The 15,198-nt window shown below is 40.7% G+C and carries 12 protein-coding genes; 1 reads left to right on the forward strand and 11 read right to left on the reverse strand.

The genetic code is table 11. From position 1 onward, the window contains the following. Positions 1-36 precede the first annotated feature (36 nt). From PSF67_RS10330 to cmoM, 8 genes are all read right to left on the reverse strand, one after another. Positions 37-1,371, reverse strand: coding sequence for an anthrax toxin-like adenylyl cyclase domain-containing protein (locus tag PSF67_RS10330; RefSeq protein WP_272676867.1), 1,335 nt, complete (start codon positions 1,369-1,371; stop codon positions 37-39). A 229-nt stretch (positions 1,372-1,600) separates the two neighbouring features. Next, positions 1,601-2,248, reverse strand: coding sequence for an MBL fold metallo-hydrolase (locus PSF67_RS10335; protein WP_195698466.1), 648 nt, complete (start codon positions 2,246-2,248; stop codon positions 1,601-1,603). Between the two features lie 39 nt (positions 2,249-2,287). Further along, the gene (locus tag PSF67_RS10340; protein WP_102138492.1) at positions 2,288-2,836 is read right to left on the reverse strand and encodes a YcbK family protein; all 549 of its coding nucleotides are present in this window, start codon (positions 2,834-2,836) and stop codon (positions 2,288-2,290) included. A 389-nt stretch (positions 2,837-3,225) separates the two neighbouring features. Next, positions 3,226-4,977: a L,D-transpeptidase gene (ldtD, locus tag PSF67_RS10345; protein ID WP_272676868.1), complete on the reverse strand. Its 1,752-nt coding sequence runs from the start codon at positions 4,975-4,977 to the stop codon at positions 3,226-3,228. Between the two features lie 318 nt (positions 4,978-5,295). After that, the gene (gene mukB / locus PSF67_RS10350; protein ID WP_272676869.1) at positions 5,296-9,738 is read right to left on the reverse strand and encodes a chromosome partition protein MukB; all 4,443 of its coding nucleotides are present in this window, start codon (positions 9,736-9,738) and stop codon (positions 5,296-5,298) included. Beyond that, positions 9,738-10,463 carry a chromosome partition protein MukE gene (gene mukE / locus PSF67_RS10355; RefSeq protein ID WP_102138489.1) on the reverse strand — a complete coding sequence of 242 codons (726 nt, stop codon included), beginning with the start codon at positions 10,461-10,463 and terminating at the stop codon, positions 9,738-9,740. Before mukE ends, mukB begins: the two co-directional genes overlap by 1 nt. Beyond that, positions 10,444-11,769, reverse strand: coding sequence for a chromosome partition protein MukF (mukF, locus tag PSF67_RS10360; RefSeq protein ID WP_272676870.1), 1,326 nt, complete (start codon positions 11,767-11,769; stop codon positions 10,444-10,446). The genes mukE and mukF overlap by 20 nt, the downstream gene beginning before the upstream one ends. Continuing rightward, positions 11,766-12,554 (reverse strand): tRNA uridine 5-oxyacetic acid(34) methyltransferase CmoM, encoded by a 789-nt coding sequence (gene cmoM, locus PSF67_RS10365; protein WP_102138487.1) that lies wholly within the window; start codon positions 12,552-12,554, stop codon positions 11,766-11,768. The genes mukF and cmoM overlap by 4 nt, the downstream gene beginning before the upstream one ends. Positions 12,555-12,910: 356 nt before the next feature. Here cmoM and elyC point away from each other — a divergent pair, with 356 nt between their 5' ends. Then, complete coding sequence (elyC, locus tag PSF67_RS10370) at positions 12,911-13,738, forward strand: envelope biogenesis factor ElyC (protein WP_272676871.1); 828 nt, start codon at positions 12,911-12,913, stop codon at positions 13,736-13,738. Between the two features lie 87 nt (positions 13,739-13,825). On the opposite strand, the gene kdsB is transcribed toward elyC, so the two are convergent. The 3 genes from kdsB to PSF67_RS10385 all read right to left on the reverse strand — a co-directional run bounded on the left by kdsB (position 13,826) and on the right by PSF67_RS10385 (position 15,112). Next, positions 13,826-14,572, reverse strand: coding sequence for a 3-deoxy-manno-octulosonate cytidylyltransferase (kdsB, locus tag PSF67_RS10375; RefSeq protein WP_102138485.1), 747 nt, complete (start codon positions 14,570-14,572; stop codon positions 13,826-13,828). A 5-nt stretch (positions 14,573-14,577) separates the two neighbouring features. After that, on the reverse strand, positions 14,578-14,757 hold the full coding sequence (locus PSF67_RS10380) for a Trm112 family protein (RefSeq protein ID WP_004256203.1): 180 nt from the start codon (positions 14,755-14,757) through the stop codon (positions 14,578-14,580). Positions 14,758-14,896: 139 nt separating this feature from the next. Continuing rightward, positions 14,897-15,112 carry a cold-shock protein gene (locus tag PSF67_RS10385; protein ID WP_102138484.1) on the reverse strand — a complete coding sequence of 72 codons (216 nt, stop codon included), beginning with the start codon at positions 15,110-15,112 and terminating at the stop codon, positions 14,897-14,899. Positions 15,113-15,198 lie beyond the last annotated feature (86 nt).

A 15,198-nucleotide genomic window follows, 5' to 3' on the forward strand; every position in this document is an offset into this window, starting at 1 on the left:
GCTCTTCTGCAAGAGTAGGTTTACGCTTATTGTCATCTAGATGGATATCTTTGAATTCATCATCAATATCTGTAATAAATTTATCATTGGATTTTTTATTACTTTCTTTACTTTCAGCATTATCATTAATGCTTTTTTTCGGTTAATTAATGCTAACCCTTTTAAATAACTATCTGATATTTTCCTTTTTGGTTCAAATAATTTCCCATTATCACCTTCGCTCCATCTTTTATTTAATGGGGCACGATATCCCTGATTAATTAACAATTGTTGAAAATTAGATAATTGTTCTACATTATCAATAATAATAGAGCCATTAGAATTCATTGGAAAATAAGTCTCAATTGATTCAGTTGTCCCTTTAAGTTTATTTTTTCCTTTCAAATTTTCAGGTAAGAAAAAAGTTATCGGAAAATTTTCACTCATAACGCTGGCTGGGTTAGCATCATCAGCACCGTGATGGACTAATTCAAATCCACTCTTTCGGCCTAGCTGGTGATTCATCTTATCCTTGAGCTGTTTTATTTTCTTATTACTAAAGCCGTTATCCTGTCCCTCATAGCGATCATATTCAGCTTTATTATTAAATAATTTTTTTTCCTTTACTGATAATTCATCATAATTGACACTAGCCTTCCATTTTTCCCAAGATGGCATTTCTCTCACATTGATATAATGCTCTAAATCTGATATTGGAAATATAATGCTAAATAAATCATAATCTGCCGTGATTGGCCTACCCGTTTTAGTATCACCAATAACAAAGAACTCAGTAAACTGTTCGTTTTCCAGATAGTAAACTTTCCAGCTATCTGATGTTTTATCCGCATTTTTTTTCAAGAAAAAAACTTTTTCGATGCCATCAACAATGGATGTAGTACGATAATAACCCTCATCATTGATGAGTTCTAATGGTGAGACAGCACTAAGTTGACATAATTCATTTATTCGCTGAGTGCTAATCTCTAAATGGACACTAATTACCTTACCGGATTGAATTAGCCCTTGAAGCTGGCGATTAAGTTCGTCACTGTTAGCTCGGCCTGATTTTTTAGCAAACTCCTGTTGTACTGGGATAAAACCACTATGAGGCCCCCAATCTGCACTTTTACCTTTGATAGCCAATCCCTTACTACTGTACTCCCCCGACTCAATTAAATTCGTTGATTTAGCATCTATCGGCCGTATACCAATAATAATATTTTCTTCACTCGCTATTTTCGTAAAAATGTGTTGATGACTAACTGGAATGCCCGTTTTGACTTGCGGGGTTGTTTCTGCCAACGGTTTAAGTTGTAAATTGATACTCGAATAGTCTCGTCCTGTTTTGCCATTACCTTGAGTTGCAGCGTTAACATCCTTATCATCCATGCTCTTATTTCCCTGAAGATTGTAATTTCACTAATTATTTCAATTAATTATTTGTTTATTATTAAAACAAACAATTATTTGTTCGATAAGAAAATAGCAAAATTCCAGGCATTCCCAAACTAAGTTGGGAACAATTAGGACATAGTGTTAGTGATTATTTTTTATGAGATGATTAATAGTAAGTTATAAAAACCCCCTGTAATTAAGGGGGTTAAGTCAGATTAGATAATTACCAAACGGGTAACTCATCTTGCAAGAAAGGGTTTGTTTTACGCTCAAAACCTAAATTTGACATGGGGCCATGTCCTGGAATGAACTGAAAATCATCACCTAAAGGTAATACTTTGTTTTTTATAGAGGAAATTAAGTCTTGATGGTTACCGCGTGGAAAATCGCTTCGGCCGACGCCCCCTTTAAAAAGGACATCACCCATTGAAATTAATTTATCGGTGTGATTCACAAAAATAATGTGGCCGGGTGTATGACCAGGACAATGCAGTACATCAAATGTAATATTGCCGCAAGTCACTCTGTCCCCTTCTTCTAACCAGTAATCCGGCGTAAAGTCAGGGCATTCACCAATATAAAACATCGCATTTTGTTCCGCGAGGTTTTCAATCCAAAAGGCGTCTTCTTTTTGTGGGCCATAAATAGGCACTGAAAAATGCTTAGAAAGGATAGCTGATGCGCCGATATGATCAGAATGGCCATGCGTTAACAGAATTTTAGTTAACTTCAGCCCAAGGTTTTCAATAGCAGAAATTAATTTTTCAGCTTCTCCGCCGGGGTCAACAACGACTGCATCTAACGTATTTTCATCCCAAATAACGTGGCAATTTTGCATAAATGGTGTTACTGGGATAATAGTATATTTCATCGAGCAATTACTCCGTAATCTGTGTCACCTATGCACAGATTACCACGTTCTTGCAGGTCCTGTATCAATATGTATAAAATTGCTTCGAGGATAATAACCAACGCCACCCGCTTTCATTTTTAGCGCAGCCTTGCGGATATTACTCAGTTGTAGCCCTTCGATATGGAAATCCATCGCTTGCCCACGGGTATGGTAACTTTTCTTTGCCACGCCAGAGCTTTTACTACGCAATTTATTGTTAGTCTCTAAAGAACGATAACCAGAGATCAGTTGGACAGGTTTGTTTGTTCCCATCATCATTTGTAATAAATAGATTTGGTCAAACAGTTTTGGGTCAATAGTTTTTACTTTGTCGCAACGGTAGTCACGGAAAAAATGATTTAAACGCGCTAATTCAGACTTATTATAACGGCGCCCGTCAAAAAACTCGGTTTTTAGCGATTCGCCTGTATTAATGTTTTGAAAACGCAAAATACGTGGTCGAGGGGTCGTCATCGCAGCAAATACATGGCTTGGTAATAAACTAAGGCCAACTGTTGCGGCCCCAATACCTAACCACTTTCTGCGGGATTGATCAATTATATCCATAGGTGATAGCTCAGACTCTAATATTTTCAGTATTAATCGATAAAATTTTGGCAACCTATTGAGTCTAGCAAATCATGCTTATCTTTAATGTATAATTATGTAAAGATATGCATACTTCGCGGAAATTTTATTGCATTTTTCGTCAAAAAGAGAGTTTTATCACTAGAACTGCTCGAAACATGCAATTTAAGACACAAAACATGCTGCCTTTATCAAAGATAAACAAAATAGTAATGATTGAGGAACCATAAAACAACGGAATAAATAAGATAAAAACGGATTCTAGAGGTAAGGTCACAGAATGGAAATGTGTAAAAAACAGCGCTCAAGCAGTTAACTCTTAAAATAATTAAGGGGAGAAATCCCCCCCTTCAAATTAAAACCTACAATTAGTGTAAAATCTTTTTCAATATTGGCAAATATTTATCTGCATTATTAATCGAATTATCATACTGATAAATATCGGCTCGATATTGTGGTTGCTGGTCTTTATCTACCCAAGCAGTTTGATAGTACAGAAAAACTGGGATCCTATCGGGTATATTCACATACCGTGTTGACCCCTCTTTCAACGCACCATCAATGCGTTTTTGTTCCCAACCTGCATCACCTAATAAAATACTGGCTAACTCACTTGCCTTATTCACTCGCACACATCCAGAGCTTATTGCACGCGCATTGCGATTAAATAAACTATGGTTTGGTGTATCGTGTAAATAAATCGCATCTGAACTCGGCATATTAAACTTATAGCGCCCTAATGAGTTAGTCGGGCCCGGTGCCTGTCGAATGCGATATGGAAAATTAGCTGGGGTGATATTATCCCAATCAATAGCATATGGGTTGATTTCATATGAGTCGGCTCCCCAACCTGAATAAACCGTATACCCTTTACGGCTAAAATAACTTGGATCTTGTTTTCCTCTTGGAGCGATATCTTTACGTGCCATACTGGTCGGCACACTCCAAGGCGGGTTAATGACTACGTTATTTAACGCACTGCTCATGATCGGTGTTTTGCGATCAGCACGGCCAACAATCACTTTAGAGTCTAAAATCACTTCGTCATTTAAATAGAAATCTAAAGAGTAGCCAGGAATATTAACTAAAATCCCTGTCCCACTACTTGCTGGTATAATACGTAAGCGTTGAATATTGAGTGCCATTAAACCTGCTTTCTGCTTAGGCTGCATGTTTAACCAAACACGCGTGCCTTTTCCAACAACACCGTCTGCTTCTAAGCCATATTGCAATTGGAATTTTTTTACCGCATCGACGAGTTCTTGATCATATACTTTCGACACGGAGCTCGCAGGTGCATCAAGTGTTCCTGTCGATTCAGCGGTTTGTTCAGTTGCCAGTTCTGCAACTTGAGCCATTGTTTCAGGAGGTGCGATGTCTTCGGTTACATTTCCACCTTCAAGTAACCCTTCACGTTGCAAGATTTGACGCAAAATAACCACATCATCGCTAGACTGCCCTGGCTTTAATGTTTTCGTCCCCACAATTTCCAGGTTATCTTCCGGGATCGCCAATAATTTCAACATTTCTTTGCGCATTGGCAAATACATTGGGTGACTCGGGGCTTGCGATTTAACCCAGCCACTTAAATTATTAGACTCGACGGCATCTATCCATGGTTTCATTTGAGCGGCCGTTGGAGCAATAATTTTATAAGGCCGATTGGTGTATAACCAATATTGCCCACTCGCTTCTATCGAAGATAAATACTGTAAATAGCCAAGCATGGCATCAGATAAAATAACGTCACGGCCTAGCTCATTTAACTGGTTATTTTCCAGTATCGCTAGCCACTCCCCAAATTGAGGCTGAACTCCAGAAAGGGATAATTCTGCCAGTTGTTGCTGAAATTGGCTAATTGCCGTTTCATCTTGCCACAATAACTGCATTTGCCTATCAGCGTATAATTTTGCTAATTGCGTAGAAAAAATAGGTTTCACATCCGCAGGAAGCGACTGTGTTATTTTGACTAAACTTTCTGCTGGTGTTACCGAAGCTATCGTTTGAACTTCAGAAACACTTTGCTGCGTATTTTCTTCATTTGAGAATGCGGGAAACTGTAACGCCATCAACCCGCATATTACCGAGACTTGCAGAGCTCTCACTCTTCTCTTTGCCATACATCCACCTTAATTTACAACATGGATAATAATATTTTTATTATAATTACAATTTTATTGTATTTAATTTTAGCAGTAATGTTATAGGAATAGACTAATTTTCCTTTTTTCAGATTATGTACAGCTAAGCTAACGATTAATGAGAAAAAGAATTATTTTCATCATAATGAATTCAAAAGTGTATTAGTGGTTTAAACATAGATGAATTTTATTTTAATTAAAAGTTTTACCTGACGCTTTCTTTGCCGCCTAATTAGCATATAAAAAAAACCGATATTTATTCCTAAATACCGGCCTTTGTTTCACTCACAAAAACTATTACTGCAATGTTGGGGCTTGTACAGTCGGGTTTTCTTGCCCAAAGCCTTTTAAGCCAACTACATGCACATGTTCATGATTACCGACCACTTTACGAACTAGCTTATAGGTTGTGCCCTTCTCAGGACTAATATTCTCTGGTGCCGCAATAATTAACTGCATTTCTAATCTGTCGCACAGTTCAAATAGGGTTGCAATTGATTTAGCATCTAATCGTGCAGCTTCATCTAAGAATAATAAACGGCAAGGAATAATATCTTTCGCACGCAAACGGCGGGACTCTTCTTCCCAGCTTTGTACTACCATCACTAAAATGGACATCCCCGTACCAATCGCTTCACCGGTTGATAACGCACCACTTTCTGCTTTTAACCAACCATCAGAGCCTCGGTTAACCTCAACTTCTAATTCTAAGTAGTTGCGGTAATCGAGTAATTCTTCACCAATAGTTTGCGGCAAGCGTTGCCCAACATCCACTTGAGGGTTGAGGCGTTGGTATAACTTAGCCATTGCTTCAGAGAATGTTAACCGTTGGCTGGTGAATAAGTCTTGATGCATTTCGCTCTCTTCAGAAAGCACACTCAGTAACAATGCATGACTTTCACGAATATTCACATTGAGGCGAACCCCTTTAACCTGACCAAATGCTACAGCTTGCAGCCCTTGGTTTAGCATACGAATGCGATTCTGTTCGCGCTGAATGGTTTTACGAATAATATTCGCCACACTTTTTGAACTGATCGCCAATTTTTGCTCACGCGCTGTTAGCTCTTCCGTTAAACGCGCCAGTTCAATTTCCATTTGCTCGATTGCATCAATCGGGTCATCAGTTCGAATAATATCTTGGCGAATACGTTCACGTAGGTGTTGATATACTGCGATAAAGAATTTTATCTTCCGTTCTGGGTGTTTTGGATCTTCGGATAAACGCAGTACATCGCGTAAATGTTCGTTATCTGCAACCGCTAAACGCAACGCTCCTAAGGCTTTATCCGACATCGAGCGTAAGCTATCACCGTCAGTATAAGCCAACTCACGGCGGTGTAGACGACGCTCAACGCCATTGTCTTTCACCAAGCGCATTACCGCACACCAACCTGCTTTTGCTGTCACGACCTGCTCACGCAGCATATAGTAGTCTTTTTCTAACTTACGAAGGCGCTTCTGTAAGTTATCCATTTCAGCTTCACATAATGTCAGCTGTTTTTCTAACTGGTTAATACGACTACGGTTTTCCATAACCCGCTGGTGCAGCTCATCGCGTCGGATACGAGCGCGCTCTTGGGCGTCAGGGTCGGCTTTTACGCCAATTTCTTGCATCTCGACTTCGAGCTCTTTTAGCATCTCTTGTTTGGTATCGAAAGAACTGCGTAACGAGGCAAGAACTTGATGGAACTGTGCACTTTGTGCTTGGTGCTGGCGTAATTGTTCACGAGCACGTGTACGCTCGGTTTCTGCCTGCTCTAAACGCTGACGTAGTTTTTCATTCAGGTCCGCGTTTTCATTCACCATTCCGGTTGAATCACTGTAACTAAAGTGAGCACGGCGCTGAACAACCTCTACTAATGCAAAAGCTTGCTGTTTCGCATTTTGCTGGCTGTGTTTTGCTGACTCATAATCTTTGCGTAATTGCTCGTGTTGTTCAGGATCACTGAGTAACACTGTCACAATCGGCTCTAATTTTTCTAACGCATCACCATGTTTATTCAGGAAATGTGCCGCTTCTTCCGCTTCCGTTAGCTCTTCGTTTATCTCTTCAACTCTGTCCGCCAATGTTTCATCGAGTAATAACCCCATTTGAGGTAATAAGCGATTAAGAGCCGCAAGGCTTTCTTTACCTTGGGCAAATTGTTGACGCTGTTGCTGAGTTTGCTCTTCAAATTGAGCTAAAGCACGTTCAATTTCCGAACGTTTTTGGTTGAGTGTACGAATTTCAGCTTCTGGATCATCTTCAAAGGCCACTGAAATGTGTTGGCCTATAAACCGGCTGAATGCTTGGTGTGAACGCTGAATTTTCTGTACGTCAAATGACAGATTCGCATAGCGCTCAGCGAGCTCATCACGTTCAGCCGTTAACGACTCTAAATGGCTTTCACGTGCGGCACGACCAAACAAAGGCAACTCAGGATAACGAGAGTAACGCCATTGACGCTCAGACGAACGGACTAATACCGCATTTTCAAACTCTTGCGCATCAAAAACGCTATCGTCGAAAGAAGATGGATCTCCCTCGATAAAATACACATCATCTGGGCAATCTTGTAACGAATCCAGTTGATTGCGAACTGCATCAAGGTCTTGCACCACAATTCCGTGACGCGCAGGACCATATAGCGCGGAGAAATAAGCTGCGTCTTCGATGGTAATATCATCATAAATTTCAGATAACAACACACCATTGAAACGCTCTGCCAACGCTAACATGCGGCTATCTTCCGCACCACTTGGCTGGCTTAGTCGCTCAATTTGCTTTTCGAGATCTTTACGTTGCGCAGCAACTTCATCTCGTTCAACCGTTATTTCCCGCTCTTGTTCGAGGAGTTGCTGCATAAACTCAGTCACAGCAGTACTTGACTCAAACGTTTCATGGGACTGCTCATTAAGCTGTGTTAGCGCTTCTTGAGCCATAATCCATGCAGGGGCTTTAGATGAAAGTTGGCTAATACGCTGGCGGATCTGCTCCAATTCTTGGCGCATTTGCATCCGTTTTTCGCCACTCTCATTCACACCAATACTAAGCTCTTCTTGCTGTGCTTCCAGCTCAGCCATTAATGCATCAAGCTCATCGGGCTCATAACTTTGGCCATGACGCTTACAAAACTCTGCCAATAAGCGTTCAGCATTTTGCTGGCTATTCAGACGTTGTTGCAATTCAGATAGCTGCATACGCAATGGCTGTACGCGATCCGCTAAATGTTGTTGTGAGGACCAATCACGTAGTAATGTACGCGCTTGTTGGTATGCATCACTGCGGCTAACTTCCCCTATCATACTTCTAACTAATTGATAGGCTTGCTCAAATTGGCTATGTGCGGCATCTGCCACACTCATTTTTTGCTCAAGCGCTAATAACGCTTGGGTTGCTTGCTGTTCGCGTGCTTCGAAGGTATCTAACCATTCATCTGCATTATCAATGGATAATTCAGGAAGTTGGCACAATTCACGAGCACGCGTTAAGGCATGCAAGGCTTGCTGGTACTGAATAGCGCGTGTTTGTTGTACATCCAGAGCTTGTTGGTAATCGGCGAGTTGATTTTTTAATTCGTCAACTTCAATTTCAGCAGCTTCAGCTCGCGCTTCATATTCTTCTTGAGTTTCAGTTGCTTCAGCAACGACTTCACTTTGTTCTTCAAGACGATACCTCAGTTCTTCGATATCCGCTTGATAACGGTCAATTTTCTCTTGCTGACGCAGCGCGGCTTGTACTAAATTCAAGTGGTCACTGGCCGCTTGGTAGTCTGCTTCTAATTCTGTAGAAGCGCCATTTTGCTCATTCAACTCACGCGCCATTTCGACGCTTCGAACCTGTTCAACACGCAATTGTTTACGGCTGGCTAATAGCTCATTGCGTGCAGCCAGTGCTGCATCAAGGTGAATACGTCTTTCATTGGAATGGCGCATATAATCCGCAGAAACGTAATCAGTCGCTTGGCTAATCAAATGCTTGAATAAGTCACGGTCTGATTGCGTTACACGAATGGCTTCTAATGTTAAACGGTTTTCACGCAAAGCCGCTTCCATATCTTGGAATGCTTTACGTACCCCACTGTTTTCAGGTAATAAATAATCACGTAATGAGCGAGTAATGGCACTAGAAATACCACCATATAGTGACGCTTCAATCAGGCGATAATATTTGCTTCGGTCACTCGCGGAACGTAAACGTTTAGGTAAAACCCCTAATTCAAACAGAATCGAATGGTAGTCAGTAATTGAGTTAAACTGCTTGAACAAAACGCCTTCCTGTTCCTCAAGGCGCTCTTTTAGTTCATTAAGTGGGATCACTTTTGCTTGGCGGCCATCGATAACCTCTGTCAATATTTCCGTTGGCACCGTCGCCAGTGGAATGCCTTGTACCATAAACGGCTTAATATCAACTTTTTTATCGCGCCCTGCGACTTGTTGTAAACGCACACCCACCATGACACGCTGGTGCTTCGAATTTAACACATCCAAAATTGCGTAACAGACACCTGGGCGTAATTTCCCGTGTAAGCCTTTATCACGAGAACCAGAGGTCGCGCCCGCTTCCGTTGTGTTACGGAAGTGAAGTAAGGTTAAATCAGGGATCATCGCGGTAATAAACGCCGCCATTGTGGTTGATTTACCCGCACCATTACCACCCGATAATGTGGTCACTAATTCATCAAGGTCAAAAGTTCGGGCAAAAAAACCGTTCCAATTCACCAGCGTCAGTGAGCGAAATTTTCCGCGTTCAATCATTATTCTTCATCCTCATCACTTTCTGCCGGTTCTTGATTCTCTTCGCCACCCTCTTCTTCACTGTCTTTCAGCGATAATTCCCCTTCAAGAGAGATAGCTTCACCATCACGGATCATCCGTAACTGTGCATCTTGTGGGTTATCACCACTACGCACATCAGCGCCAAAACGAAATACAGATTCGCTAATAATAAATTTACTCGGATCATTCTGCAGAAAGTGTACCATTCCCAAGCGACGTAAACGGTTGAGTGATGTTCTGAGTTTTTCCTGCAGTTTTTGTTTATCTAAGTCAGAACCTGTCGAACGTTGATTAACAAATTTAAGTAATTTGCTTTCATCCGCTAATGATAGTAATTCTTCAAATAACTCTTGTGAGGTAAAAATACCTTGGTTACTCAAGCGTTCAGGGCTGAGATAGAGATAACAAAGGATTTTCCCAACCATCATATCTAATTCAGACAACACCGAGCGTGGTATGAGAGTTGTTGAGCGTGGGCGTAAATAGAAAAACCCCTCAGGGGCACGAATTAATTCTACGTTATATCGTGCATAAAATTGTTCTAATGCTTCCTGAAAATCCATCAAAAATGCGTGGTTATCAAGGTCATCAACACTAATATGGCGACCTGAACGCAATTGGCTGTCTAGCTCTGGAAAAATCGGGTTAGCTAATGCTTGAGCCAGCTTAACTGGCATAAATTGTTCAATATTTGTCGATGACATGTGCCTGTACCTTGGCTCCGTGATCATTAATAGCTTGCCATTCTGCCGGTAACCCCGCCAAATCAGCCTCTGCGATACCTAATTTAACAGCTTGGTCGATAATAATTCGAGCTACATCAAAATGACGTTTTTGTGGATATTGCAGTAAATAGTCATGCAACACACGGCCAACATCGAGCGGCCGTTGCTCTGCTTTATAAATGGCTAACTCAACTTCCATTAGCTCTGCAAGCTTGTCATTCAATTCACTAAACTCTTCAAATTCAAGCTCTGATGGTAATTCACCCATCACTTCTTCATCATGCAATGCGAGCTCTTCATCACGCATATCGAATAACCGATCCGCATTGGCGTAAGTGAGTGCCCAAGGGCTATCAAGGTAGTGCTGAACGGATTGACGTAATCGCTGAGAAAATATTCTATTTTTATCCATATCGATAGCTGTACGGATAAACTTATGAACATGACGATCATAACCAATCCATAAATCGATAGATTGTTGACCCCAGCTAACAATACGGTCTAGTTTATTTTGCAGGTCAAAAACCAACCTATCCACTAAGTCAGAGAACACCGGCGCATTCATATTGGCTTCTTGAATACGTAATAAATTCGCTTGCAGTTTATCCCCTGCGGCTTCCAATGTGTCTTGCAACTCACGCAATGTACCTGATGTTTCTGATAGTAATTGCTCACAGTTAGCAATAGCTGCCTGCCAGTCTTGATTTAATAATGCCGCAATATCTTCTTTTACTGAATTTTGTTGTTCATCCATAATGCGTTGCGATAAATCAATACTGTCAAAAATTTCAGCAACTGAATATTTTAGTGGAGCAAACACGTAACGATGCCAATAAAATTCATCGCCCCCTTCTTCTGCGGCTTCAGCGGCACGTTGCAGTTCTCCTGCGACAATAGAAAGCTGCATAGAAAGTCTTAATGTTGAGAACTCTCGCTGACGAATATAATAATCGCTGATACCGATCCCCAGAGGGGTTAAGCGGTAAATGGCATTACCTTCAACAATGTCACTGGCAAAACGGTTAAATATCTTCTGGCGAACCATATCATTGATGGCATTATTGGCTCTTACTGCCAAAGATTCTGTGGTCTGTTCAAACCCTTTGCAGACCTCACGAAAGGCATCAACCAGCTCCACTTCACTCATTTCACCATTGACTCTTTCACTATTTAATACCGCCACCGCAAGCAAAAATGCTAAACGTTCAGCAGGAAGTGAAATCGAAAAATCATTTTTTCGTGCCCAAGACACAAGTTCAGGGACGGTCTGGGAAAAATCACTCATAAATCGTCCTTTTGTATTTGTTTGCGTGCCATGACATGAATATAACGACCCATACTAATATAGGGTTCTTCACGGCAATACTGCTGCTCTAATGCCAACAATGCTGGAAAATCTTTTTGCTGTAACTGCCGACTCTGTAAATAGTCATGAAATACCCTAACACCACTTTTACCGATAATTTGCATATTACACTCACTCAACCAAGCATCAACTTGATGAGGAAAAAGCGGTTTTTGCGGTGATAACGAGCGTTTACGACGACGTTGAATATGTGGCGTTGCAAGATGAAAATTTCCCAAAATTGCGTTACGCATCACCAGACCATTTGCATTATAGAACATGACAGAAAATACGCCTTCTGGTCTAATTATATCTACCAGTTGTTCAATTGCATATTTTTGATCGCTAATCCATTCAAGTACCGCATGAAACAGAACAAGGTCAACAGGTTCATCAATGTATTGTGCAACATCTTGCACCGCACAATGTACAAAACGCATGTTATCGCTAATACCTTGTTCCTTGGCAAGCTCACTGCCTCGTTCTAACATCTCTTCAGATAAATCGCAAAGTATCACCTGATGCCCCATTTCGGCGAGTTTGCGTGAAAAGTGCCCTTCACCACCGCCTGCATCAAGTATTTTTAGGGTTTTACCCTCAAATTGGCTGTGCAATAATTGAGTTAAATCTTGCCAAACTACCGCTTCTCGTATTTTTCCTTTTGTCGTTCCGTAGATATTTTTTGCAAATTTATCGACAATATCATCAAAGTTGCGGTCTGCCATGTGCTATCCGGTTACCTATCATCTATTATTTAAAGCGGTTTATGAGCCAATTTGTCGCGAAAAAACGTAAAATGGTTGATTACATCTTGATTATGGAGAAAATCAACGCTAACCAGAAATATTCTCACATTACATTGCACTTATCACATACAATGCGAGGCGACTGTTAAAACAGGAATTATAACAGATAATAGCTATATTTTTGCATAGTACTTTATTGTGCCCAGCAAATTTCATTTTGGCGCTATTAAACACCATGTTGTTATTTTTCCTCTAGTTTAGCCGTTTTATTACGTATTTTTTCTGCAGATACCACCGCAATGGTGGCTCGATACCCCATAAGAATAGGCTTAGTTATGTTATTTATCTTAAAAAAATATATTGGTTCTCTATTGATGCCATTACCATTATTGCTCATCGTCGGGTTTATTGGGCTGCTTTTGCTCTGGTTCACACGCTGGCAGCGTTGTGGGAAGACGTTGACTACTCTAAGTTTAGTTTTCATAACCTTGTTGGGATTACAGCCTATTTCAGATACTTTGCTTGCCCCTGCAGAAAAGCAATTTAATAAACGCTATGAACTGATTACTGAAACACCTCCTCAAGATGTACGTTACATTGTTGTGCTAGGAGGTGGCTTTACATATAACCCGGATTGGAGCCCAAGCTCTAATCTATTGAATAATAGCTTACCTAGAGTGACTGAAGGTGTTCGCCTTTATCTTAAACACCCTGGTAGTAAACTTATTTTCACTGGCGGTAAAGCGAGTAGCACCATCAGCAGTGCCGAAGTTGCCGCACAAGTTGCGCAATCCTTGAGTGTCCCAGCACAAGATACTATCCCCCTCACTGAACCCAAAGATACACAAGAGGAAGCTTATGAAGTTGAAAAAATTATTGGGAAATCACCTTTTTTATTAGTAACTTCTGCTAATCACCTGCCTCGAGCGATGACCATGTTTACTCAACGAGGAATGACCCCTTTCCCTGCACCCGCAAATCAGTTGGTTATCACGAGTGAAATTAATCCATGGGAGAAATACATTCCTTCCTCATATTATTTTGGTCATAGTGAACGTGCTTGGTATGAATTTCTTGGTACCATTTGGTGGCATTTAAAACCCAATAATACACAAGCGTTAGAAGAACAGCTTGCCACGCCTGAAGCTATTGCTGCTGAATAACAACAAAAAAGGTGTAACCTATTGAGATTACACCTTTCGTTTAGCTAAATCGTATATTGGCCATTTTGGCTATTAAGAAAATACTGACTACTGAATAAATTGCTTTCTAACGAGTTCAAGATCTTCAGGGGTATCAACACCAGCGCCTGGCGTGGTTTTCGCAACATCCACATGAATTTTTTCTCCGTACCAAAGCACCCTAAGTTGCTCTAGCATTTCGATTTTTTCTAATGGACTCGCTTCCCACTTAATATAACGACGAATAAACCCTGCGCGATAAGCATATATACCAATATGGCGTAAAAAGGTATCACCTATTGTGTCTTGGCTTTTCGCAAAGTTGTCTCTATCCCAAGGAATGGTTGCCCGAGAAAAATACAGTGCATAACCTTCGTGGTCAGTAACAACCTTGACTGCATTTGGATTAAACGCTTCATGAGCATCATTAATGGGCACAGCCAGTGTCCCCATTTCAGCTTTGCTCCCCTGAAGGTTATGAGCCACTTGGCTTATAATCTCAGGTGGAATTAAAGGTTCATCGCCTTGCACATTTACGATAATTTCATTGTCAGAAAAAGCGTATGTATCAATAACTTCAGCCAACCTTTCTGTTCCAGACTGATGATTTGGGTCTGTCATACAGGCTTCACCGCCTGCTTCAATCACCGCTTTAGCAACATCAGAGTGATCTGTCGCAACTATCACCCGGCTAGCCCCCGACTTAATAGCTTGCTCCATCACTCGAACAACCATTGGCTTGCCATGGATATCAGCCAAAGGTTTACCGGGTAGACGTGTTGATGCATAACGAGCAGGAATAATAACCGTAAACATGATGATTACTGGCCTTCATCTAATGAAACAGGGCGGGCTTCATTTTCTAGCAATACAGGGATGCCATCACGAATGGGATAGGCTAGATGATCAAACTTACAAATAAGTTCGAGGTTTTCTTTGTTATAACTTAATTTGCCGTGGCATACAGGACAGGCAACGATTTCAAGTAAACGGTGATCCATGTTTTCTCCTGAATGGATTTTAACTCACTTGGAGTCAGGATATCACATGCAGATATCACCGTTAACTTTAATCTTCCTGAATAAGATCTCCTGCGTGAGATGAGAGGATAAAAGCAGGAGAAATTGTTCTGTTTATTATTTAATAAGCAATAACGTCAGCTGCCGTTATGCCATTCGAATTACGAGTAACAGAGAACTCAACGTTTTGACCTTCGAATAATGATTTGATTTTTTTATTAGCAATTGACTTTGTTGTCACAAATACATCATCACCACCATTGAATGGGGAAATAAAACCGTAACCTTCTTTTGCATCAAACCATTTAACTCGACCCATATGTAATTGAAAATTCATATTAAAACTCCTTTTGTTCTGAGAACAATATTTTTTATCTTTGTATCATTACTCTTTCTTGCTTCCCATTTATAAACTGCTGATCT

This window comes from Providencia sp. PROV076 (genome assembly GCF_028483405.1).
Classification (GTDB): Bacteria; Pseudomonadota; Gammaproteobacteria; order Enterobacterales; family Enterobacteriaceae; genus Providencia; species Providencia huaxiensis.